General features: G+C 59.6%; 17 protein-coding genes, 1 tRNA gene and 4 pseudogenes. 8 read left to right on the top strand and 14 right to left on the bottom strand.

Features of this window, described 5'->3' with window-relative positions; translation table 11 throughout:
• Window positions 1–9: 9 nt before the first annotated feature.
• The 3 genes from NKJ94_RS21090 to NKJ94_RS37605 all read right to left on the bottom strand — a co-directional run bounded on the left by NKJ94_RS21090 (window position 10) and on the right by NKJ94_RS37605 (window position 1,808).
• Complete coding sequence (locus NKJ94_RS21090) at window positions 10–936, bottom strand: ArsR/SmtB family transcription factor (protein WP_352527434.1); 927 nt, start codon at window positions 934–936, stop codon at window positions 10–12.
• A gap of 124 nt (window positions 937–1,060) precedes the next feature.
• Entirely contained in the window at window positions 1,061–1,246 is a 186-nt protein-coding gene (locus NKJ94_RS21095; protein ID WP_352527436.1) for a DUF982 domain-containing protein, read from the bottom strand.
• Window positions 1,247–1,502: 256 nt separating this feature from the next.
• A complete protein-coding gene (locus NKJ94_RS37605; RefSeq protein WP_502896242.1) occupies window positions 1,503–1,808 on the bottom strand; it encodes a hypothetical protein in 306 nt (101 codons plus the stop codon).
• A 17-nt stretch (window positions 1,809–1,825) separates the two neighbouring features.
• Here NKJ94_RS37605 and NKJ94_RS21105 point away from each other — a divergent pair, with 17 nt between their 5' ends.
• From NKJ94_RS21105 to NKJ94_RS21115, 3 genes and pseudogenes are all read left to right on the top strand, one after another.
• Window positions 1,826–2,083 carry a hypothetical protein gene (locus tag NKJ94_RS21105; protein WP_352527438.1) on the top strand — a complete coding sequence of 86 codons (258 nt, stop codon included), beginning with the start codon at window positions 1,826–1,828 and terminating at the stop codon, window positions 2,081–2,083.
• A 799-nt stretch (window positions 2,084–2,882) separates the two neighbouring features.
• Window positions 2,883–2,989 (top strand): annotated as a pseudogene (locus NKJ94_RS21110) (manganese catalase family protein); the annotation flags it as partial.
• Window positions 2,990–2,996: 7 nt separating this feature from the next.
• Window positions 2,997–3,615, top strand: a pseudogene (locus NKJ94_RS21115) (DUF6088 family protein).
• A 233-nt stretch (window positions 3,616–3,848) separates the two neighbouring features.
• Here NKJ94_RS21115 and NKJ94_RS21120 read toward each other — a convergent pair.
• The 7 genes from NKJ94_RS21120 to NKJ94_RS21150 form a co-directional block, all read right to left on the bottom strand.
• On the bottom strand, window positions 3,849–4,532 hold the full coding sequence (locus tag NKJ94_RS21120) for an RES family NAD+ phosphorylase (protein ID WP_352527440.1): 684 nt from the start codon (window positions 4,530–4,532) through the stop codon (window positions 3,849–3,851).
• Window positions 4,525–5,205 carry a hypothetical protein gene (locus NKJ94_RS21125; protein ID WP_352527442.1) on the bottom strand — a complete coding sequence of 227 codons (681 nt, stop codon included), beginning with the start codon at window positions 5,203–5,205 and terminating at the stop codon, window positions 4,525–4,527. Before NKJ94_RS21125 ends, NKJ94_RS21120 begins: the two co-directional genes overlap by 8 nt.
• Before the next feature lie 226 nt (window positions 5,206–5,431).
• Window positions 5,432–5,623: a hypothetical protein gene (locus tag NKJ94_RS21130; RefSeq protein WP_352527444.1), complete on the bottom strand. Its 192-nt coding sequence runs from the start codon at window positions 5,621–5,623 to the stop codon at window positions 5,432–5,434.
• 338 nt (window positions 5,624–5,961) lie between these two features.
• Window positions 5,962–7,992, bottom strand: a complete 2,031-nt coding sequence (locus NKJ94_RS21135; RefSeq protein WP_352527446.1) for a CHASE2 domain-containing protein — start codon at window positions 7,990–7,992, stop codon at window positions 5,962–5,964.
• Between the two features lie 15 nt (window positions 7,993–8,007).
• Window positions 8,008–8,820: a FecR family protein gene (locus NKJ94_RS21140; RefSeq protein ID WP_352527448.1), complete on the bottom strand. Its 813-nt coding sequence runs from the start codon at window positions 8,818–8,820 to the stop codon at window positions 8,008–8,010.
• 11 nt (window positions 8,821–8,831) lie between these two features.
• Complete coding sequence (locus NKJ94_RS21145) at window positions 8,832–10,106, bottom strand: tetratricopeptide repeat protein (protein WP_352527450.1); 1,275 nt, start codon at window positions 10,104–10,106, stop codon at window positions 8,832–8,834.
• A 488-nt stretch (window positions 10,107–10,594) separates the two neighbouring features.
• Entirely contained in the window at window positions 10,595–11,782 is a 1,188-nt protein-coding gene (locus NKJ94_RS21150; protein ID WP_352527452.1) for a magnesium transporter, read from the bottom strand.
• Between the two features lie 250 nt (window positions 11,783–12,032).
• Here NKJ94_RS21150 and NKJ94_RS21155 point away from each other — a divergent pair.
• Window positions 12,033–12,943: pseudogene (locus NKJ94_RS21155) on the top strand (TIM barrel protein).
• 264 nt (window positions 12,944–13,207) lie between these two features.
• On the opposite strand, the gene NKJ94_RS21160 reads toward NKJ94_RS21155, so the two are convergent.
• A complete protein-coding gene (locus NKJ94_RS21160) occupies window positions 13,208–13,372 on the bottom strand; it encodes a hypothetical protein (RefSeq protein WP_352527454.1) in 165 nt (54 codons plus the stop codon).
• 145 nt (window positions 13,373–13,517) lie between these two features.
• Between NKJ94_RS21160 and NKJ94_RS21165 the strand changes: the two genes are divergently transcribed.
• On the top strand, window positions 13,518–14,225 hold the full coding sequence (locus NKJ94_RS21165) for a hypothetical protein (RefSeq protein ID WP_352527456.1): 708 nt from the start codon (window positions 13,518–13,520) through the stop codon (window positions 14,223–14,225).
• Window positions 14,191–14,313 (top strand): annotated as a pseudogene (locus NKJ94_RS37610) (DUF2274 domain-containing protein); the annotation flags it as partial. The gene NKJ94_RS21165 and the pseudogene NKJ94_RS37610, both read left to right, overlap by 35 nt.
• A 134-nt stretch (window positions 14,314–14,447) precedes the next feature.
• Here NKJ94_RS37610 and NKJ94_RS21175 read toward each other — a convergent pair.
• Both NKJ94_RS21175 and NKJ94_RS21180 read right to left on the bottom strand, forming a co-directional pair.
• Window positions 14,448–15,335 carry a LysR family transcriptional regulator gene (locus NKJ94_RS21175; protein ID WP_352527458.1) on the bottom strand — a complete coding sequence of 296 codons (888 nt, stop codon included), beginning with the start codon at window positions 15,333–15,335 and terminating at the stop codon, window positions 14,448–14,450.
• A 556-nt stretch (window positions 15,336–15,891) separates the two neighbouring features.
• Complete coding sequence (locus NKJ94_RS21180) at window positions 15,892–17,880, bottom strand: calcium-binding protein (protein WP_352527460.1); 1,989 nt, start codon at window positions 17,878–17,880, stop codon at window positions 15,892–15,894.
• Window positions 17,881–18,933: 1,053 nt separating this feature from the next.
• On the opposite strand from NKJ94_RS21180, the gene NKJ94_RS21185 reads away from it, so the two are divergent.
• Window positions 18,934–19,926, top strand: a complete 993-nt coding sequence (locus tag NKJ94_RS21185) for an NAD-dependent epimerase/dehydratase family protein (protein WP_352527462.1) — start codon at window positions 18,934–18,936, stop codon at window positions 19,924–19,926.
• Window positions 19,927–20,123: 197 nt separating this feature from the next.
• Here the strand turns inward: NKJ94_RS21185 and NKJ94_RS21190 are convergent.
• A tRNA-Gln gene (locus NKJ94_RS21190) sits at window positions 20,124–20,198 on the bottom strand.
• 629 nt (window positions 20,199–20,827) lie between these two features.
• On the opposite strand from NKJ94_RS21190, the gene ppdK reads away from it, so the two are divergent.
• Window positions 20,828–23,536, top strand: a complete 2,709-nt coding sequence (gene ppdK, locus NKJ94_RS21195) for a pyruvate, phosphate dikinase (RefSeq protein WP_352527464.1) — start codon at window positions 20,828–20,830, stop codon at window positions 23,534–23,536.
• Window positions 23,537–23,580 lie beyond the last annotated feature (44 nt).

Raw genomic sequence — 23,580 nt, forward strand, 5'->3', positions numbered from 1 at the left:
TTGATGATATCAACCGGTTTTGATCCTGAGCAGGATATCCTGATCGTAATTTCCAAAGCCCTTGCCGAAAATGTTGATCCCGCCGGGGCGTTTGGCGTCGTCCTTAACGCCGATACGAATACGGATTGAATGATGGCTCTTCAGATCGAGTGCAACGAGGCCGGTTTCGGAAATCCTGACGCCGTCGACATAGGTGCCGTCAGTAGCAATTCGCCAGTTCTTCAGCTTGCCGTATTGCGAGCCCTTGAGCTTCCACCAGGAAGGCGTGAAGACGCCGCGCTTGTCGCCGAAATCTCCCGGTGACGTCCAGGTGCCGACATCGACGCCATTGATCGTCAGGGTGATGTCAGAGGGCCAATCGGCGCTGGTGCCCGGCACTTCCGAGGACAGCTCAATCGCCACTTCGAGTTCGGTGATCTCGGTATTGGCGAGCTTGGCATTGTTAGGGAACTGGTATTCGACAAAGCCGCGCGTGAACCACAGCAGCCCGGCCTTCATGCGGTCCGGATCGAGGAAGGTGTTCGGTACATCGAGCAGGCCGATGATGCCGTCCGGCGAACAAAGGCCGCAGGGCGCGGTAACCTCGAAGCCGGTGTAAAGCCCGATCGGCATCGACACTTCGATCGCGTCGTTTTTGACCGCACGATATTCGCCCTTGAACACGACGAGCACTTCTTCGGCCGTCGGGTAACAGATTTTCTGATTGCCTTTCTTCGCTTTCCGGTTCTCGGTGCGGATCAGCCCCGCATCCTCTAGCACCTGGATGTTGGTCGAGACGGTCGATTGCGGCAGCGACAGCACGGCGGCGATTTCGTTGACATTCATCGGCCCCTTCTCATGCAGCAGTTTCAGCATCGAGATACGCGCCGAGGAGGCAAGCCCCTTGAGCACGGCAATGCCTTCCTCAGGTTCGATCACCAGAAAATTGCGACTCATGAATTTGCCAGTCTATGCTCGTGGAAGAAGTTTATCGCCTCGCTAAATTCGTGTTCTGTAAGCTTGCGTTGGTGGGCGGGACCGTTGCAACGGCGTTGAACGAAACGCCGAGCCGGCAATTTGGTTACATGAAAGGGGCTACACCTTCGGTACGCATTTGAAGCCACGCCGCAACAAGGATGTTTGGCGACAGGTCTAAAATTCCTTCGCCGCGCAGGTCGGCAAGGCACGCCTCGATTGCAGCAAGCCGCGAGTCGCACCGGGGCTTCGGCCAATCCTTCAGCAAAACTTCGGCCGCGTCGGATACCACGAAAGCGGTCCCTAGAGCTGCGGGCCTGGCGAACTGATCGCATTGCTGTTCCGTCCGTTTCCTTTAGGTTCTGGAACACGAGGTCACAATCAAGGTTCGGCGGCCGCAGCAATGTTTCCCTCCCATGCATGGCTGCAGATCGGTGCGCTCCGATCGACCCTCGCCCCCCTCGGGAAGCCGCGGGTCTTCGCGGGGAGAGCTCTTGTGGCGCAGATCACGACACGCGCGGTGCGCCCCTTTCGATGCAAAACGCAGGTCACGCGGAGACGCATCGGCCGGCAAGTCGCGCCTGTAGGAGCACAACGGCCAGCAGAAAAAAACCGCGGATGACGCTCTGCCAATAGGCTGAGAGGGAAATCCAGCCCAGGCCGTTCTCGAAGTTCAGCACATTGAACAGGATGCCGAGCAGCAGCACCCCGGCTAACGTCAGAACCGGTCGGCCGCTCTCGTCCCGGACTTCCAGAATATTTGTCCGGTCTAGACCTTTCAGTGCCTCCTTTCCCAGGCCTATCAACCCCTGGACAGCGGCTTGGCGCGCCCCGTCAATCCCTTCGTAATCCAGCCCTAGAGCAGATGCTCGTGATCGCCGCTGTCAAAGAAAAGTCGGCTTTGCATTTTCAAAGCCGAACCAGGGAGCGCTCATTGTCCCGGGAGAAGCACAGCAGCCGTGAATTACCGGCCCAGCGGCTGCCTAGACAAAGAAACGAGCTCTGCTTCATCGACGATGCCGGCCATGTAGTTGGCTATGATACGCGAGGCTCTCGCTTCCCGTCGGTCTTCCGGCTCACCATCGACCTTCAACTGTTCGAATACGCGGCTAAGCAATGCCAGCTCTAAGGGGCTGAAATTGCCTGCGCTCTTAGCCTTCCCGACAATTGGCATAATTCAATCTCACCTGCCGCGGTACAATCCGCACCAACACCCTTCAGGATTGGCCAAGTATAACCGTCGATTTCAATGTCCTGGCAAGACGGCAGCGGGTGGGCTGGGAGCGGGTGGGCAGACCGGCCGTGAGGACGCGTCACACCCGATGAGCGCCGGACGCGCTCGTCGCTAGCCGGCCTGAATTGGTTTGCCCTTGTTTCTCGGGGGCAGCTTGGTTTCCGCGTCCGCAGGAATCGGCTTCGATGGCGATGTTTCAGCACTCAGTCGCTGCTCGCGCAATCGCGCAGTTTTCGCCTGGCGTGCAAGACGCTCGGAGTCGGTCAATGTGCGAGCTGCGATTGTGGAGCGCTCATATCTTTCCTTGTCGATCCGTCGGGTGCCCACGCTTTGCCCTGCCGCTTTTGCTTACCTCGATGGCCCGCGCCTCTCGAAAACGCGGGCCGATCGGGCCTCCGATCTGCCAGCACGTGAGGGAGCACCGCTGCCGGCACCGAACCACCATTGTGGCATTGTGTTCCTCTGCCTCCAAGAAAAAACCGGTAGATGCGAAAGCTGAACGTGAGAGCCCGGTAGCGGCGTCGAGCGGGGGCCTACGCGGGCCAGTCAGGAGCTAGGGACCTGCATATCGCGCCGGCGCCATCGGTTCGGGCCGACCACAATTCGCCTGGCTCATCCACATTCCTTAACGGCGGCCGGAACAATGCGTCCGACTTAAGTTCGGCTGCAGTCACGGTATTAGACCGACAAGAAACTGCGTTCCCGGGCAGGGTGGAGACGCCGAATCCGATCCTTGCCCGCGCGCTGCAGCAGGCCATAAGTGGCGTCGAAGGCGAATGTCAGGAAAAGATGCACTATTTTCTGACACATGAAGACCATCGTTTCATCAGTCCCGGACCGGATTTTGAGGCGCGCCCGGAGCAGCGGACGCGGAGCGTTTCACGCCCAGCGATTTTCTTGACCTGGCGGGACGGTCCGCGATCGATCAGGCGCGCTCGCGCCTCGCCAAGAGCGATAGGTTGCGGCGTCTCGCGCGCGGACTTTACGATTTCCCGAAACTGCAACCAAAGCTTGGGCCCCTTTTCCCAGCGCCCGATGACGTTGCCCAGGCATTGGCCAGGGAGACGGGCTCTCATGTGCAGGTCGCCGGCCCTCGCGCGGCCAATGCGCTCGGTCTGACCAGCCAAGTTCCCGCCCGGGCCTCATATCTCACGGATGGTCCATCCCGTCGCGTGGTGCTCGGAAAACGTATCATCGACCTCCGCCATGCGTCGCCCAAACACCTCATAGCGCCGGGGAGTGCTGTGGGGACTGTCGTTCAGGCGTTGCGCCATCTCGGGCCCTCGCGGGCCGCCGATGTCGTTCAGATCGCGTCGCGCCAACTGTCGCTGAGCGACAAGAAGAGGCTCGTCTCGACCGCCGTACAGGGACCGGCCTGGATGCGTCCGATACTACGCGCAAGTGCCGACACATCATGGGGCGCGTAACGGGGCTTGTTTCAAATCAGGATAGATCGGCCTCTGTTGGACTGTTCCTGGAGGATGAGCAGGGCTGGCAGGATGACTGCCAGTGCCGGTGACGTTATCCCTTGATCGCGGGGCCGATGATCGAATGAACGAAAACGGCGGTGCAGAAAGATTAAGATCACCAGTTGCGGGAGCAGGGCAAGCGACGCGCCGGCCATCACCAGTCCGGTGTTGAGGGCACGTATGTTTCCGCATCAGAAGCCGACGCCTACGATCTTTACGCCGATACGATCGGCGAGCTCGAGCAAATCGGAATAGACCTCGGGATCCCCTGTCAAGTCGAGTGACGCGCCTGACTGTACCAACATCTTTGCCGGAATTCGATCGCCAAATAGCGTCACGGCGAGAGCCCGGTCGTCCTGCCGAGAAATCCAGCAAAGCCCTTGGATATCCGGGCACTGGGCGTGAATAGCTTCGGCCCATATGCGTGTTGCGGGATAGAGGTCCTTCTCGGTGTCTATGATCTGGCTGCGTTTGATGCCGAGTTTTCTAAGCGCCGTGACGCTCAGATCAGCCAGCACCAGATCGCGCCGTGGCGACACTTGCGAATAGACTTGACCCGCCAGTTTCACCTTGTCGTAGGTCTTCAGGCCTGCTGCGAATGGCACATCATGAAAGACAGTTTCCATCGCCGCACAGTCAAAGGTCGTGCCACCGTACAGAGTTGGGATACTTGCCCCATTTGCATTCTTGATCGGGCTGAAGCGGGCGTTGCCTTTGAAGCCTAGATTGAACTGCGCGCCGGCATAGAGATTCAAATGAATGCGATGGATGACTTGGTCCACCAGCCAGGTCGTTCGAGTAATGGTGCCCTGTAAATCGTTCGATGGAACGGGAACTTGAGTCGTCGGTTCCCGTCCTATCTTTGATTTAGCCATGGGGTGCGCCTACCAGCTCATCCTCGGCGGCTGCAAGAACACGCTCGGGGTCTGAGGCGAGCACATCTTGCGGACGTTTGCCTCCAAGAAAGCTATTGACCGATGCAAACCAATAGGCGAGCCCCCAGTCATCCTTTTTCCTGTGCAATACACTCAGAACCTTAGCGAGCGTTTTGACAGGCCGATATCCAGCGGCAGAATCCAGAGCATAGCCAGGAAAATAGTCTACGCCCCGGTGCCGAACTGCGAAGATCCGGCCTTCTTTTTTCCACTTGTTTGGCTGCGCACTTGGGTTGCTTGTGCTGAACCCTGCCATTGTCGCGATTTGGGGAGCGGTCAGCCAATCGCCGCTTTCCAGCACTGCCCCTCTCGCCTCGGCCGTCATCCGCGCTTCTATAAGCATATGCTGCGGGGGCGGTACGTGAGGGACCAGGGCCTCGATTATTGAGCTTATGGCCTCGCGTTGGTGACTCATCAGGATCGTACGAACCAGAGGCGCAATGCTGACGAGCGTGGCCGCGAGGCTGCGCACAGCGGGTTCACTCCCATGCTCGAACGTTAGTGCTATGACCTGCTCCGCACTTAGCCGATCAAGTTGGTCACCAACCTGCTTCGGCGTTCCGGTGATAGCGCCAAATCCCGACAGTTCAATGGTCTCATTGGTAGGTGCCATGATATCCCGCTCCCTGGGTGATGAGCACAGTTACATATATAGCACCATAACCAGTATCATCAAGACCCCTTCTGAGGCCCTGGCTGCAGCTAAGGCGGTGGGGGTATTCGCGTCCAGGCTCGCTGATGAACTGATAGCTTTCAGAACGCGGCTATCTGCTTAGCTCCGTTCTGCGCACCAGCGCGTCCCGATGACAGCCAGGCGAATGCCGGCCGTGCCGCCGACGCTACCCCTTGACCGCCGAGCCGACGATCGAATCCACCAAGAAGCGCTGCAGGAGGACGAAGAGCACCAATGGCGGCAGCACGGCAAGTGTGGCGCCGGCCATCACCAGTCCGGTGTTGAGAGCACCTCGGTTGTAGCTGAGCAGGCGGCTCAGGCTGATAACGATCGGATAGTCCTCTGCAGTGCCCTGCAAAACTGTCAGCGGCCACAGATAGCTGTTCCAGTGGTAGACGAAGGCAAACAGCGCATGAGCTGATTGCCCGTACAGCCGAGGCGCTCTCGAAACGCGGCATCGAGCTGCCGGTTTTCGCCTCGCCGACAATTGCCGGCGTCACACTGCACGACACCGACGTCATCTATGGCGTTTATCGCGAGAAAATGCTGGAGGCGCAGAAGAAGCATCTGCCGACCTTCCAGGCGACCATGCGCGGCGAATGACAACCCGGGGAGGCCACGCAAGTTGCGAGGCCTCCCGAAGCGGGTAGTCAGGTCGCGATGCAGGCCGGCACCCCTGCGATCCGCTGGATCCGGTCACCGTGTGCTTCGGGTGCGAGGTGAAAGATCAGGGGGAGCCATTTCCACGGACAGCGGCGAACCAGCCACAATGGCAGGGATCCGAGATTGCTCGCCATCTTGGATCCCTTCTTCGCGGCTCATACGTTGGTGAGCGGCTTGCATCTCCGGAACGGTGAAAACCGGCACCTCGCCCTTGAAACCTTGGAGCTCAAAGGCGCCCGCCTGGACGACCGGCATCGATGCTCCTGCCGCAAAACCGGGACCAAGCACCAGGGGGATGCCCAGCTTCTTGGTCGTCGACTCGAGCCGTGCCGTGCGGTTCACCGGCGAACCGATCGCGGTGTAATCGAAGCGCCGTTCGGAGCCGAAATTGCCTACCGAGCAGATGCCGGTCTCGATGGCGACGCCGATTTCGATGGAGGGGTGGCCGTCCGCGGTGAAGGCGGCGTCTTCGCGCTTCACCCGCTCGATCAGGGCAAGGCCCGCGTCGAGCGCGCGCTCGCGATGATCCGGCTGATCAAGCGGCGCGTTCCAGAAGGCTAGCACCGCATCGCCCATGAACTTGTCGATGGTGCCGTCGCGCTTGAGGATCTCATCGGTCGCAATGCCGAGGAAATGGTTGACCACCGTTGCGATCTCTTGGGTATCGAGCTGTTCGCTCATCGTCGTGAAGCCGCGTATATCGCTGAGCAGGATTGTGATCTCGCGCTTCTCACCGGACAGGATTGCTTCGGTGTCCGAGCTTGCGAGGCGCTGCACCACGGAGGGCGACAGATATTGGGAGAACTGCCGTGCCAGGGTGGACCGGCGCTGCTCGCTGCGCCTGTAGAGGACATAGCCTTCGAAGCCGGCTACCAGGATCGTCGCAAGCGCCGGCTGCAGCGGGTCATAGAGTGCGCCCTGCAGGCTGTATTCGAGAGCGCCGAACACGAAGGGCGTGACGGCCAGCAGCGCCAGAGCCAGGGCACCAAGCACGACACGCCCGGCGAGCACTCCGGAAAGCCCGATGAAAACGACGGCACCGAGGACAAACCAGAGCCGCTCAAGCGTACGTGCGTGCGTTGGCTCTGCAAGATAGCGCCCGGCAAGCATCTGGCCGATTGCATCGGCGTGGATGTCCGCCCCCGGTCGCGCTGGACGCGTCGGGGTGGGCAGGTACTGCGTCAGTCCCACGGCCGACAGATCGACGATGGCGATGGCGTCCCGCAGCCGCGGATCGCCATGGCCCGAAAGGATAGTGCTGGCAGATATACGCGGCGTATCGGTGCTGGTTTCCCAGAGGCGGATGCTCCCCTCCGGCTCGAGCGGCACAATGGCGCCGGCCATCCTGAGTGCGTCAAACCCGGCGGCATTCATCCGGGCTATGTAGCCGTCCTGTCCGGCATAAAGGCGCAGGAGCTCGAGTGCGAAGGACGGCCACAGCTGCACGCCTTGAGCGGTGTTGCGAAGCCACAGCAGCGGCACATGGCGCAGTTCGCCGTCGGGATCGGGCAAGGTGCGAATTACGCCGAGGCCTGCGGCAGCGTTCGAGAATTCCGCAAGTGAGCCGGTCAGGCCGGTGAAGCCGGGAAGTGTGTCGGGTACTTGCCCGACGATCGACCAGCCGGCTTTGGGCTCTGCTTCTGAAACCGTCGCCTCGTTGCCCAGGCTGACGGCAAGTGCCGTTCGATTTTTCGCCAGTGCCGTTGCCAGGCGCTTGTCTCCGGCGATGCCCTCAGGCGAGGTGTCGGCCTCGGGCAGCACCAGCGCAAGCCCGATCACCGCGGCACCGGATTCGGTGATACCACCGACCAGATCGGCCAGTAGGCCACGGTTCCAAGGCCATCGCCCATGTGCCTTGAGGCTGGCATCGTCTATCGAGACGATCACGACGGGATTGCTCGTGGCCTGGCGCGGGGCGAGAAACTGGTAGAAGTCGTAGGTACGCTCACGCAGGCGCGACAGCGGCCCGTCGAAAGCCAAATGGCAGGCGAGCAGCAGGAGCACGACCACAAGACCGGATATTTTGCGTCTGGCAGCTTGCCGCCAATCGAACAATGGGCTCATGCCGGTCGGGCGGGTCTACCAGTTGTCTGGATAGCAGCCACCCTCACCCTCACCCTCACACTTATCCACCCCGCCGCCGACAGGTGGCGTTGGACTGTCGGGGAACTCCATGACCACTCCTGGCAATGCGCCATCGCTGGACTCGCAGACTTTGAGCGAGCCGCCGAGTGCCGACGCACAAATCGCGCTTACGTCCAATCCCGGACCCGGTGCGCCTGGCAGGCCGGTGCCAGCTATCCGGGCGATGCTGTCCAATATCGGGAAGGTGTCGGTTCCGCCGTAGCCGGTCAGCAGCTTGCCATCTTCCGATGTGCAGGCGTAGCCCGGGTTTGTGATGACCAGCCTGTGGCCATTCATCGTGCAGGTCATGCGGCCAGCGCGCAGTATGCCGACGGTCTGGCCGGCTGCCACCAGAACTTCGATGATGCCGCCTCTGGCCCCGAGCACCATATGCGGCGTCGCAACCTGCATGACGCCGCCTTTCGAAACCTGGCCGCCATAGAAACGGGCCAGGCCGCTGTTCATCCCGATGTCGATCTTTCCCGATCCGGCGCCTGGATTATAGACGAATTCATCGATCGTCAGGCTGGTGTTCGGACCAATCTTGGCGCTCGATTCATCCCGGAACACCAGCATTCCAAGACCAGTGGGATTGCTGCGCAGCTGATCGCCGAGTTCGACGCCTGAGCCGACGTTCATTGTCGCGCCGTTGTTGCGGACGATGTTGGTCTGGTAGGCCGTCATCGACCCGACCGTTTCAGCGGCGGAAGGTGCCGCAAAGGCAAGGCAGGCGACAAAAATGGCGATCTGACGGTACGGGGTCCTCATCGCGGCCTCTTTCAATTGAGCGTCAATGTGTAGCTCATGAGCATTTCGAACGATTTTCGGTCGCGGCTGGCGATGTCGAAGTTGGTTTCGCGATAGGCGAGATCGACGCTGATCTTCTGCGCCTCGGTGAGCTGGAAATCGCTTTCAGAGGCAATGCGCCAGAAGTCGCTCTTGATGTTTGTGCCGATGCCGACGGACAGATCGGGAGTGTCGCTGTGGCCGGCCGAGAAGGCGACCTGGTGCGACCATGCGAAAAGATCCGGTACGTTCATCAACAGGCCGCCATAGCGGACCTCGCCCATGTAGCTGCGGCCGATTTCGCCAGCTCCGGAGGCGAAGTCATTCGAGCCGACAAAGCGCAGTCCGAGCGCCTGGCCATTGCGGAAGCGGTAGCTGCCGCCTGCCTTATAGAAAACTCTGCGATCGGCGAAAATGCCTTGCGAGGGGCTTAGATCGATGTAGCCGCCACCGGCGAAAAGCGTCGTCTCGACCGTCGGGCGCACGAGGAAGCGTCCACTGAGGCCGATGCCGGTTTCGTGGATATCGCTGTCGAAACGATCTGTAACGGTAAACGCGGAAAGCAGCAGGCGCAGCGAATCGATCCCACTGTTGGGTAGCCCCTTGTCCCAGGTAATCGCTGCGTCGCCGTGGATAAAAGTCTTCTCGCTACCCGGTACCGACAGGTCTTCCGTGAAAAAGCGCTGTGTCGCCGTCAATGACCCTGAAAGGACGAGAGCGTCAGCACTTGGCGTGCCGAGGTCCCACCGGACAAAGCCTTGCGCCCGCCCATAGGGCGAGACGAAGCTGTCGTCGTCCTGCGCCCCGCCCGGCTCAAAATCGGTAAATGCGCTGAACACGCCGCCGGTCAGGGCAAGTTCCCAGGTGACGCCACGCAACGCGCGCTCGATGCGGGCGAGCAGGCGAACAGCTTCCTGCTGTTCACTTGCGGTCAGGCCGCCGACTTCGATGCCGTACTGCACCTGCCGCCGGGCCAATTCATAGGAGCCGACATGATAATACAACCGGCTGGCCGCAAGCCGGGCGCGCGCATCGCGGGGATATTTGATCAGATACTGCTCGATCGAGGAGATCGCCTGATCGTATTGTCCCGCGTTCACGGCAACTGTGACGAATTGCGCGAGCGTTCCATTGTCGGTCGGATTGGCAATGCGGGCCGAAAATGCGTCGTCATAGGCCGGAAAGAGACCCTGCGCGCCGGCCGGCAATACGCCGGTACAAAGCAGCGCCGCGGCGAAGCCGAAGATCGTTGGAAACGAAGATTGCATGCCGAGAACCCACCCCAAACCCGACTAGTGCGAAGGACTTAGCACGACCACAAGAAAAAGGCGACTGAACTGTCACCAGACCATGCGAGTCTCAGCAGCTGTTGCAGCTGCGCAACAAACTATCGGGTCTATTCGTATTTCGGCTGCGCTGGTTGTCAAAACATCTTCTCAGCGTTGCTGTAATAATTGAAGTATTCGGCACCAGCGGCAACTAACTCAAATCATCACCAGTCGTGGATCGCACAGCCGACAAGATTAATATTGTTTGCGCGATTCTGCGCGTATCTGGTCACCGAATGAGGCATCAAGGTCACTCACGGCTCATCCAAAGGTTTTCCGTCGCGTTGCGCAAGCGGTCTGAGAGCTGCCGGGAGGTGCTTCTCACGACGCGTGCGCGATGCGGCACGGCTCTTGCTATTTCGTTGAACGCGACGAGGTCAGCTTGTCGCCCCCGTCTCCCCCGGGGACGCGTCGGCGGACGCGCCCTGCTACAGCACGAGCATGGTGGCCAGCCCCAGCATCAGGCCCATGCCTACAATATCGGTCACGGTGGTGAGGAAGATCGCCGAAGCGACCGCCGGATCGGCGCCGACCCGGCGCAGGCCCAACGGGATCAGCACGCCGGAGATTCCGGACATGAGGCACGATCCGGACATGGCGAGCAGGATCACAAGTGCCAGCATGGGTGCCTGGGGTGCCGACTCCGGCTGCCGCGAGGCGTAGAACCACATCGCGGCTGCCGCCACAAGACCGACGAGCACGCCGTTGGCGATCCCGAGCGCGCCCTCCCTCATCACCAGGTGCAGCTTCGGTCGTTTGTCCACATCCCCTAGGGCAAGGCCACGCAGCGTCATAGCCAGTGCCTGACAGCCGGTGTTTCCGCTCTGCCCGGCCAAGACCGGGAGGAACGCCGCCAAGGCGACGATCTTCTCGATCGTGCCTGTGAACGAACTGACCACGAAAGCGGCCATGAAGGCCGTCAGCAGGTTGAGCTGCAGCCACGGATGACGCTTCAAGAAGGCTGAAAACAGCGGCGTAAAAGCACGCTCCTCCTTCTGGACACCCACCATCTGGCCAGGCTGGGCAGAAATCTCGATGATTTGCTGCTCGAACAAGCGCCAGCCGCGAACCTGCCCGAGCAGCCGGTTCTCCGCGTCCACCACGGGATAGACAGGGTAGTGACGGCGTACCGCCGCCTTGCAGGCGTCGCTCAAAGACAGACCGACGTTAAGGGCGAATGGCTTTGGCAGCATGATCTGATCCACCGTCGCGTCCGGCTCGCTCAGCATCAGATCGCGCAGGACCACCAGGCCAACCAGTTTATCGCCCACGTCCGTGACGTAGAGGTAGGTGAGCTCGGTCGGCACCTGGGCGCGTCTGACGGCCTCCACTGCGGCGGCTACCGTGGTCCCGACAGGAACGCTGGCGGGAATCGGGTCCATCAGTTCGACGAGCGAATCGGGGATCACGAAATCCTTGCCATCGCGATGAGGCTCGACAGGTCTCATATGCGGTGGCAAATGCTCCGCCACCTTCCGGGCGTGCCCATCCGGCAACAACTTTAGTGCGTCCCGGATGAACTCGGGAGACTCTCGGCCAAGCAATTCAGCCGCGTCATCAGGTGCTCGAGCACGCAGCGTGCGCACCAACTTCTGAACGTTGTTCTCTTCCTTCATCTGCCGCCCGCCCCCAAATTGAAAGTGACATAATATGTAAAGTATCGGATCGCACCAGTGCGGAAATACAACAGCTTCCTCCGGCCCCAGCAGTCCGCTTTATGGTTCTCGAAGTTATTGCGGCCCATTATGAGTTGATGTACGCCGACTGACAGCAGCGGTGACCCCGCAGACGCCATCTCACCTGGGGTGATCCGGATCGGCCCGGAATTCCCGCCGAAACTGCTACGGGCCGTCCTCGGGGATGCATATGAGCAACATCATCGCAGCAGGCTTCAATTCAATCTCTGCCAATAGCGGGTTGGAGAGCCTTGCAGCGGACTTTCGCAGCTTTGCCGATATGGGCGTCGAAGCCGTCGAACTGGGACTGACGACCCTCGACCTCATAGCGGGTGGCCGTGTCATCCCTGAGAGGCCGACAGGCTTGTCGCACTGACCAGCCAATTCGATTTCCGCTACACGGTTCACGGCGTCGTCTCGTCGAACCTCATGGACCCGGCGGTCTGAAGCTACCAGATTGATGCCGCCAAGGCCTTGGTCGAACTCTGCGATCGGATCGATGCGCGCGTCCTTGTCCAGCATAGCGGGCATTTTCGCGCCGACCAGGTCCTCGAACGAGCCGGTGCCGAGGAACGCGAACGCGAAGCGTTGTTCGAACTTGTCGAGTTCTGCAAGGCCTATGGTGTGCGCATCGCCTTCGAGAACCTTTTCGCCATGGAACCGGGTCAGTGCCGGCAGACCCCGGCCGAGGTGGCGCAGACGGTGAAGGCGGTCGGCCATCCCAACCTGGTGGCGCTCATCGATTTCAGCCACGCCTATATTGAATCCACCCATCGCGGCCTGAACTTCCGCGAGCAACTGCGGGCAATGGCGCCGGTGGCGGGGCACCTGCATGTCCATGACTCCTTCGGGCGCCCGCAGGGCTTCCACAGAACCTACCTCCCGCAGGAGGATGCAGCGCTGGGTATAGGCGACCTGCACATGCCCCTCGGCTGGGGCGATATCGAATGGGATGACATCTTCAGTGAGCTGGCCTTCTTGCCGGGGACCGTCCTCATCATGGAAATCGGACCCCGCTATCGCAACGAGCAACCCGATTGCCTGGCCCGGGCAAAAAACCTCATCGCCTTGAACAATCGCGAGCGCAGAGCGGCGGAGTAAAGGCCGAGAATCCGCGGCTGTGGTGCTGCCAATGTCGGCCAGAGCTGCCGAACTCGTTGGCAGCGAGCCGTTCGGCATTAGCAAGATCGACCGTGACGAGTCTTGTCGATCCTATTTTCGATGTCATTGTAAGCGCCTGCCGGTCTGCGATACGACGGCTAGCATTTGGTTGGCCAGCCGGGCCGTCGGCTGATTTCTGCTCCATGTGATCGCATGCGTGCTCGCCAACTCGGTATCTTGGCGGCGTCCGCCAGCTCACTCTGACTATTCCATTTCCTTCGCACTTATCTTGATTCCGCGCCGTTCCGCGTACTCGATCAATGCGAGTTCTATCACCGAGGTGATAGAACGCCGCTCCGCTTCTGCAAGCTGTTGAGCTAGGGCCAAGACCGGCGGATCAAGGCGGGTTGTGAACGGCTTTTTGGTCATTTTCGCTCTACGGCTTGATATTCGGTTTCAAAAGGCGCATAGATATGAACGTGCATCGCACGTGCATCGCACAGGCGCGGCTGACCAGAGTGCGCCAACACTCCAGTCAGCCTGACCACAACCCAAGCTGATTGGAGCTCGGATCATGGCTGATTCCGACAATAGCATGACTCTGCCTTTCGTCACTCGCAGGCAAGTGCTCGTGAGAACAGTGATAGCAACCGCCGCAGGAAGGCTTGAAGATAGCGCGTTCACTGGCGACGCCGGAAGGACGGATGTGCTTTCTGATCCTGCGCTGGCGCTTTGGCGGAAATGGCAAACAGCCCGGAAGTTGACAGAGCGGCTTTGCCGCAGACAGCAGCGCCTGGAGACGATGCTTGCCGGAAGCGTGGGCTTTCCTCGTGTGATCGTCCGTCCGCCGAAGGGTGAGGACGTGACGATTCACTCGATCGAGGCGCTGCATGACCTGCTCGGCAAAGACGGGGATATGGCGGCTCTCCGCGTTAAGGCCGAAGCTGATTTCGCGGCGCATCAGGCACGCTGGGATGCGGCTGCGGACGAAACTGGCTACACCGCCGCCTTCAGGGCCGAGCGCGAGGCTGGCGAGAAAATGCAAGATTTGCTGCAAGCGTTCTCAGCGACTCCCGCTACCACTCTCGCCGGTGTGGCAGGCAAGCTCGATGCCGTATTGCGCGAGGGCGAGGCATGGGAGGAATGCTCCGAATTTCCTTGGCCGCAAATCCGTTCAGCGCTCAGCGATCTGTTGCGCATCGCCGAAGCCTTTGGTGCCGACCGGGTGCAACGCCGAAGGATCCGTCATGACCAAGCCGAAACTCACCGCCATTCCCGATGACCGGCCGGTCAAGATCACGGTCGAACTGCCCGGCGCCGTTCAGCGCGATCTGGTCGCCTATGCTGAATTGCTCGGCCGCGAGACCGCACAGATAGTCGCCGATCCGGCAAAGCTGATAGCGCCGATGCTGACCCGGTTCATGACAAGACAGAGCGTTTGCCAGAACCCGGCGAAGCCTGAAGCCGGGATGAGAGTTCCGGGTTTATGCCGGTCGGACGGCCGTCAGGAGGAATACCGATCACGCAGGAACTCGATGAAGATCGGCAGGGCAGGATTGGCGTTATCCGGGCGCCAACGGGCAAAATTGCAGATCTGGATTGGCTTGCCCCCGATTCGCAGCTTACGGCAGACCGCACCTTCAGGAACACTGTTGGCATCTCCGTCGTGGATCAGAGTGATTCCCAGACCGTTTCCGACAAGGCGCAGCAGGATACCCGCACTGACGTGATGTTCAACGACCGCGGGAAGCTGTACACTGTTTCCAACAGCGTCGGCGAGCAGAAATGCTTCGCCCCTGCTCACGAGCAGCGTCTCCTGGCCAAGGTCCGACCACTCGATCACGGAACTGCTTGCGAGAGGATGATTTGAAGCAAGAACGACGGCCAGAGTATCCTTCCACAATGTCAGTTCGAATGCGCCGCCAGTGGATCGGGAGGAGGAGGTGACGGTAACGTCGACCGCCGCCCCACCGAGAGCGCCTCCAGGTTCAGGGTGAGATCCCTCTATCAAGCTGGTGGTGAAGTTTGGATAGCGTTGCCCGAACTCGATGATTGCATCCAACGCACGTCCCGCCAGGATGAGTCCGTTGGAGCGGATGGAAAGCCTTTGTTGTTCATCCTGGATGCCTGTCCTGGCCAGCGTGAGAGTATTGTCCAGTTCGAGCAGCACGGAGCGCAGACGGTCCAGGAAACGCTCGCCGGCAGGCGTTGGGCCAACGCCGCGGGCATGGCGAAGAAATATCCTCGTTCCCATCGCGTATTCGAGATCGCGGATACGCCGGCTGAGCGCGGTGTGATCGATCCCAGCGCGCCGCGCCGCTCGCAGAAAGCTGCCCTCTTCGGCGACTACAAGCGCATAATTGAGAGTCGCGAGTTGAATGGAACTCCGCATCTCTGCTCAACGTCTAGGTGGCGACAAATCGCACACGTTTGAGCGCTTTTGGCCGCGGCGGGCTATCACCAAATCTCAGTATTGACACTGATGAGGCCACGGACGCCTCTTTATAAAAAATAACAACGGACGTCAAATGGCGTGCAGCAATCTCTCGCGATCACCGGAGCGACCCTCGGAATGCTCATCGGAGAAGACTACCTCGAATGTGTTTGGTTTGCGCCGCCTTCACCTGAGGGAAACCTTTAACCTTGAGTGGCACTCATGGTCGGCCACGGCGCCTCGCCGTGATTCATGCTGCGTCGGTACGGTGGGTCCGCTGGCAGGGGAGGGCTCGCACGAGCCGATCAGCGATGGCAGGGCACTCGCAGCGATGATCCCGAAGGACACTCACCGAAAGAGACCACTCCGTTTTCTCGCTCATCTAATGGAGGGGCACGCCCGCTAACCCCGGGACAACACCGGCCAAAACTGGCATCTAGCTCGGAAATCCGGTGCTTGAACAAAGATAAGGCGGCGGACCGTCTCGAATTGAAGGTCCGCCGTTCCGGGTCGTTCAGATCACAAGGAACGAACCTGCCGTAAGCGACAGACCTGGAGAGAGAGTGGCGAACTGTATTTGAGCTGCGCCGCCGATCCCGTCGCTGTCGAAAGAGAGCGCTCCCGTTGAGCTGTTGTAGATGATATGGTCGGAGCTATCATGCGCGGCCGTGCCAGCAAAGAAAGCATCGGATGAAAGGCCACCCAACTTAAGCCCGGCAAAAACGGCGTCGTCGAGCTGGATCTTGTCCTGGAGCTTGTTGAAGTCGGTGACCTTGTCGATATTGCCGGCTCCAAGAGCGCTGTTGAACACGAATGCATCATTGCCTCCGTTACCGGTCAAGATGTCGGCACCGCCGCCGCCGTTGATGATGTTCGCGCCGGCATTGCCATGGATGGTCTGGGCGAACCCGTTGCCAGTCAGGTTGATCGCCGTCGTGCCGGACGGATTGTTGGTGGTAAGAAATTCAATCTGCGAGCCGGCCGAAAGGGCATAGCTCACAGTACTGAGCACCCTGTCGGTTCCGCCGCCTACTGCCTCGTTCACCTTGTCACCGGCATTGTCGACATAATAGGTGTCATTGCCGCTTTGGCCGCCCATGGTGTCGGCACCGCTGCCGCCGTTAATGATGTCGGCACCGCCGCCGCCGTTGATAACATTGGCGCCGGCATTGCCTAGAATGGTCTGCGCGAACTCATTGCCAGTGAGATTGATTGCCGTGGTACCGGACGGATTGTTGGTGGTAAGAAACTCAATCTGCGCGCCGGCCGAAAGGGAGTGGCTGACCGAGGAGAGCACCCTGTCGGTCCCGCCGCCTACTGCCTCGTTCACCTTGTCACCGGCATTGTCGACATAGTAGGTATCATTGCCGCTTTGGCCGGCCATGATGTCGGCACCGCCGCCGCCGTTGATGATGTCGGCACCCCCGCCGCCGTTGATGACATTGGCGCCGGCATTGCCCTGGATGGTCTGGGCGAACTCGTTGCCAGTGAGGTTGATTGCCGTCGTGCCGGACGGATTGTTGGTGGTAAGAAACTCAATCTGCGAGCCGGCCGCAAGGGCATGGCTCACCGAAGTGAGCACCCTGTCGGTACCGCCGCCCGCCGCCTCAATCTCCTTATCGCGGACATCCTCGACATAATAGGTGTCATTGCCGCCATAGCCGATCATCGTATGACCACCGGCCCCGTGGAACACGTCGTCGCCGCTGGTGCCGTACAAGATGTCGCTTGTGTCGGCGGGAGGAGGGGCAGTCCCAGTATCGATCAGGTTGTGTTCCCGGAAAAAGGCTTGCAGTTCCGGCGAGCTTTCAAGCGCGGTGTCGCCGTTCTGCGTTCCCCACTTGTAGGTATAGTCGAAGGCGGGTGACGGAACCAGCTTGGCCCAATGATCCATCATGATTTGCATCTGTTCGGCGGTGGGCATGACCTGTCTGCCGCCGTCGGAGGTCTCCCAATTGCCGCCGCCAAAGGCCTGGAAGACCGGAATGATGTTGTTAATCGGAATGCCCGACTTCACCGCTGCAGCCACGGCTCGATCGATCATGTCGTAGTCGACCGTGTCCGTTCCCGTGCGCACCGGATAGGGGTCCAATCCGAAATAGTCGATATGCGTGTTGGCGGGATTGTAGGTGTTGGTAAAATCCGGATTGGTCGGGGATCCCATGTTCATCATGGTGATGAAGGTCTTGGCGCCCGGAAAATGCTCATGGATCCAGTCGGATTCCGCCTTCAGGTTCTCAGCGGTTGCGTAGGTGCCCCACCTGCCCGTGGGATCGGGCTCGTCAACCAGATAGAATCCGAACACATTCGGATTGCCGAGGAAGGGGGTCATTTTCTCGATGAAGGATGCGGTTACGCCCTCATGCTCATTGAGATAGACCAGGCCTTTCATGCCATCCGGCAATGCGTTGACCAGCGAAACATACTGAACGTCAGCCAGATTGAAGCCGGCGGTTGCAATTTCGGTGGGGGAGCCACCCGAAGTGTAGTGCAGAGTTGCCATCCCATAATCCCTCTTTTGATTCGATAGCGCCCCGGGGCTTGCCTACTAGAGGATGTATATTAGCGCCAAATCACATACCTGCAGGCTCTGATAGAATGGTTGATCGGTGGCAGGATTGCCGCATTGCTGCGAAATCTATACTTCGAATATTGGGCGGATGAGGGTAAATGACGACTAATTTACAGACATTTTCACAATAAATATGGATAACTTAATATTAATTAGTCGAAAAAATGCACGCTGAGTTCGGAAAATCTGGATAAAGTAAGGCAATAATTTTAAGTAAAACAATTTACATATGAATAAATATGAATGAAATTTGATTAGACCTTCATTTAATAGGTGCTGTCAGCACCGACGCTCTGTAGGGGCGCGACATAAATATGATATTTGGCTTCCGAATGACCAAGGTATAAAATGTAAAGCTAGATCAATGCAAGGCAATCGACATTACTCCACAATGTGAATTTACATGCTGGCCAACCAAGCCAACGTTAAGCTTGGGGCCAGCAAGGCTATGTTCTCTACCGCCGACACACCAATTTGTTGTGGATATAGTGGGGCAGGCTCTCGTCGAGACCCGACATCATCCGCAACTGAGGTTGCCGACATCGGAGATGACAAGTTTGGCTTTGCCGCTCGCAGGAAACGAGTCTGCCAGGCACAGTTGCTAGTGAGATTACGGTGAACCAGAATATCACGGCGGCGGATCTCGCCATTAGTATGAGGCTCGGACCCGCCAATGCACCAACCCGCGGCAGAGATTTGAGGAACGTCGGCAAGCTCGCGAGTTGGGCGAAATCGGTCCTGGACCGATCGACCAGTGATATAGTTCCTCAGACGCGCAGGGAGCATGGTTCGCGATGGCCGCACCAGATAAGGATCATGTGCAGGCACCCTGATCGACGGTAAGGTTCTGGAGGCTCGGTTCGAACATTGATCGGAGGTAGCACCGGTTGAACTGCCGAACTAGCAATGGTACCTAGCTCCGCTCCGTGGAAGCGGACTGAAAAGATGTCCTAAAATACCCGTATCGTCGAGAGGAATAGTCGCTTGCCAATTTTGGTCACAGGTGCAGCTGGTTTTATTGGAAGCCATGTTTGCCTCAAGCTTCTGGAGCGTGGCGACGACGTTATCGGTGTCGACAATTTGAACGACTATTATGACCCGACGTTGAAAAGAGTTCGTCTCGCACGCCTGCTCGAACAGCGAGGGTTTTTCTTTCTTGAGACTGATATTGCCGATCCAGTAGGGCTTACGAGACCCCTGAGCGGACAGAAAATAACAAAGGTTGTTCATCTCGCGGCACAGGCTGGGGTACGTCATTCGTTGGAAAACCCTCGAGCCTACATCCGCTCCAACATCTCCGGTCATCTTGAGGTCCTAGAATTTTGTCGTGGCTGCCCCGACTTTGAGCATTTGGTCTATGCATCATCGAGCTCCGTTTATGGAGGCAACCAGAAAGTACCTTTCAGCGAGGACGATCGGGTCGACCATCCGGTGTCACTGTATGCGGCCACGAAAAAGTCGGATGAATTGATGAGCTACACTTACGCTCATCTGTTTGGCCTGCCTCAGACCGGTCTCCGATTTTTCACTGTCTATGGTCCCTTCGGCCGGCCTGACATGGCCTATTGGACGTTCACAAAGGCCATGCTTCAAGGCAAGGCGATCGGCGTCTTCAATAATGGCGAGATGTGGCGCGATTTTACATACATAGACGACGTCGTGGAGGCCATTGTTGCTGTGCTCGACAAGCCACCCTTAACGGACGTTCCGCCCAGCAGGCTCTACAATGTCGGGAACAACCAGCCAGCTCGACTGGGCGACTTCATTGATATTCTGGAGAATCTGTTAGGCGTAAAGGCGAACCGCCAGTTCGAGCCGATGCAGGCCGGCGATGTGGCGCGGACATTCGCTGACATGACATTGCTGGAGCAGGACTTCGGATTTAAACCACAAACCCCACTGGAAATCGGTCTCGGCAGATTCGTAGACTGGTATCGGTGGGAATGGATGGCGAGAACAAGCGCAATAGTACAATGAGCCGAAAATAGGTCATTGGACTGGTCTACGCGCCAACGCGAGCAAGCGCCCCCAACCAATCAGCAAGGCTTATCGCGCAAAGCAATAAGTAACTAAGATGCACGGCCAGTCTCCCTTAGTTGTCCGGAATTCGCGCGGGTTACCTATGTCTCCGGTATAAATCGTAACCTATGTGTCAGGAATGGACCCTTGAGCGATGGCTGGGGCGCCAGGATTCGAACCTGGGAATGTCGGTACCAAAAACCGATGCCTTACCACTTGGCGACGCCCCAATAGCCGCAACGTGCCCGCTGCGCGCGGCCTTATAAAACGAGCCGAGGGAAAGCTCAACGACGAAGATACTACCGCTCTGTCTGAACTGTCTCGTTCGCAATCATCGCTGTGGAGGCGGTTTGAGGCTATTCGCTCAGAAAGCCATTTTTTCACGGCAGGATCGACGTGGTGGAACCGCCTGCCGATGGTGCTGCCGGCATTTTTCTGTGGCGCTCAAGATTTCTTCCTGGTTCCTCGAAGTAGGGAACGGGCAGCGGCTTGGCGGGCGCATCACAGACGCCCGCTTGAAGCCCTCCGGCCAACCCTTCGGCAGAGATTGAATAGGTCAGCTATAGTCCGCAAACGACCGCAGAAAGCGGCCCAGTAGAGAGCCCTCACGCTGTCCAGCATTCCACCTGTCGCCGGTATGTTCGGGTATTCGAGTTTTCGGTCAGCCTCAAAGTTCTGGCTCATGTTCTTGCTGTGTTCTCGTGTAGAAAAACGCCTGAAAGGCAAGTCTTCTCGGCGCCGCTTTTCATTAATCGATTGTAGAGGCCGGTCGGCTTGGTCGATGCCTTGCCTTTCGCACTGCAGCATCATATCGCTCGATTTGTCATTATTTCCAATCTCCTGCAACCGGGGAGCAAGCATGACCAAATGGGTCTACACCTTTGGCGACGGCGCGGCGGAAGGCCGTGCCGGCGATCGCAATCTGCTCGGCGGCAAGGGCGCCAACCTGGCCGAAATGTGCAGCCTGGGCCTGCCGGTGCCGCCGGGCTTCACCATCACCACCGAGCTCTGTAACGCCTATTACGCCAACGGCCACACTTATCCGGCCTCGCTGGAGGCGGACGTTGCGGTCGCGCTTGACCATATCGGCCGGCTCACCGGGCGTCGCTTCGGCGATCCCTCGAAACTGCTTTTGGTGTCGGTTCGCTCAGGTGCGCGCGCGTCGATGCCTGGCATGATGGATACCGTGCTCAATCTCGGCCTGAACGACGAGACTGTCGAAGCCTTGGCGGCCGATTCAGGCGATGCGCGCTTTGCCTATGACAGCTACCGCCGTTTCATCCAGATGTATTCCGATGTCGTCATGGGCCTCGACCATGAGGTCTTCGAGGAAATCCTCGAAGACCAGAAGGGCGGCCTCGGCCATGAGCTCGACACCGAGCTGACGGCCATCGAATGGCAAGGCGTGATCGCGCTCTACAAGGCCAAGGTCGAGGAGGAGCTCGGCAAGCCGTTTCCGCAGGATCCGCACGAGCAGCTGTGGGGCGCCATCGGCGCGGTGTTTTCCAGTTGGATGAACAACCGCGCCATCACTTATCGGCGCCTGCACGACATTCCCGAAAGCTGGGGCACGGCGGTCAACGTCCAGGCCATGGTCTTTGGCAATATGGGCGACACTTCGGCCACCGGCGTCGCCTTCACGCGCAATCCGTCGACCGGGGAAAAGCAGCTCTATGGCGAGTTCCTGGTCAACGCCCAGGGTGAGGATGTCGTTGCCGGCATCCGCACGCCGCAGAACATCACCGAGGCTGCACGCATTGCCGCCGGCTCCGACAAGCCGTCGCTGCAGAAGCTGATGCCGGATGCCTTCCAGGCATTCGTCAGCATCTCCGACCGCCTGGAAAAACATTACCGCGACATGCAGGATCTCGAATTCACGATAGAGCGCGGCAAATTGTGGATGCTGCAGACCAGGTCCGGCAAGCGCACCGCCAAGGCGGCGCTGAAGATTGCCGTCGACATGGCCAGGGACGGACTGATTTCAAAGGAGGAGGCCGTCGCCCGCATCGACCCGGCCTCGCTCGACCAGTTGTTGCATCCGACCATTGATCCGAAGGCGGCGCGCGACATCATCGGCGTCGGCCTGCCGGCTTCGCCGGGGGCTGCCACCGGCGAGATCGTCTTTTCCTCGAACGATGCCGAGGAGGCCAAGACGCAAGGCCGCAAGGCGATCCTGGTGCGCATCGAGACCAGCCCCGAAGACATCCACGGCATGCATGCGGCCGAAGGCATCCTGACGACGCGCGGCGGCATGACCAGCCACGCCGCCGTGGTGGCGCGCGGCATGGGCAAGCCTTGCGTTTCGGGCGCGGGCTCGCTGCGCGTCGACTACAAGGCCGGCACGCTGATGGCGATGGGAGCGACCTTCCGCAAGGGCGACATCATCACCATCGACGGCGGCAACGGCCAGGTGCTGAAGGGCGCGGTGCCGATGCTGCAGCCGGAACTCTCGGGCGATTTCGCCGCCATCATGGAATGGGCAGACGGCGCCCGCCGCATGAAGGTGCGCACCAATGCCGAGACGCCGCTCGATGCGCGCATGGCGCGTTCCTTCGGCGCCGAGGGCATCGGGCTTTGCCGCACCGAGCACATGTTCTTCGACGGCGACCGCATCGTTGCCATGCGTGAGATGATCCTGGCCGACACGGAAAAGGATCGGCGAATGGCGCTGGCCAAGCTCTTGCCGATGCAGCGCTCGGATTTCCTCGAACTGTTCGAGATCATGGCCGGCCTGCCGGTGACGATCCGCCTGCTCGACCCGCCGCTGCACGAATTCCTGCCCAAGACCGAGGAGGAGGTGGCCGAGGTCGCCACGGCCATGAACGTGTCGCCGGACAAGCTCCGGCGGCGTACCGAAGCGCTGCACGAGTTCAATCCAATGCTCGGCCATCGCGGCTGCCGGCTTGCCGTCTCCTATCCCGAGATCGCCGAGATGCAGGCGCGCGCCATTTTCGAGGCAGCGGTCGAGGCCGGCAGGAAGGCGGGCGCGCTGGTGGTTCCGGAAATCATGGTGCCGCTGGTGGGACTGGTGAAGGAGCTCGACTTCGTCAAGGCGCGCATCGATGCCGTCGCCAAAAGCGTGATGGAGGAGACGGGCGTCAGGATCGATTACCTCACCGGCACGATGATCGAACTGCCGCGCGCCGCGATCCGCGCCCATGTCATCGCCGAGGCGGCCGAATTCTTCTCCTTCGGCACCAACGATTTGACCCAGACCACCTTCGGCATCTCGCGCGACGACGCGGCCTCGTTCCTCGAGACTTACCGGAAAAAAGGCATCATCGAGCAGGATCCGTTCGTGTCGCTCGACATAGACGGTGTCGGCGAGCTGGTGCGGATGGCGGTCGAAAAGGGCAGGGCAACGCGACCGGACATCAAGCTCGGCATCTGCGGCGAGCATGGCGGCGACCCGGCCTCGATCCATTTCTGTGAGAAGGTCGGGCTCGACTATGTGTCATGTTCGCCCTACCGGGTGCCGATCGCCAGGCTGGCTGCCGCGCAGGCGGCGGTACAGGCTGCGAAAGCCGGGGACTTGAATAAATCTGATCGAAGGGATTCGGACAGATAAGCACGGTGAACCATGGAAATTCTTACGGCCTGGCGCCGAGCTTG

The sequence above is a fragment of the Mesorhizobium sp. M0060 genome (genome assembly GCF_040323155.1).
GTDB lineage: Bacteria > Pseudomonadota > Alphaproteobacteria > Rhizobiales > Rhizobiaceae > Mesorhizobium.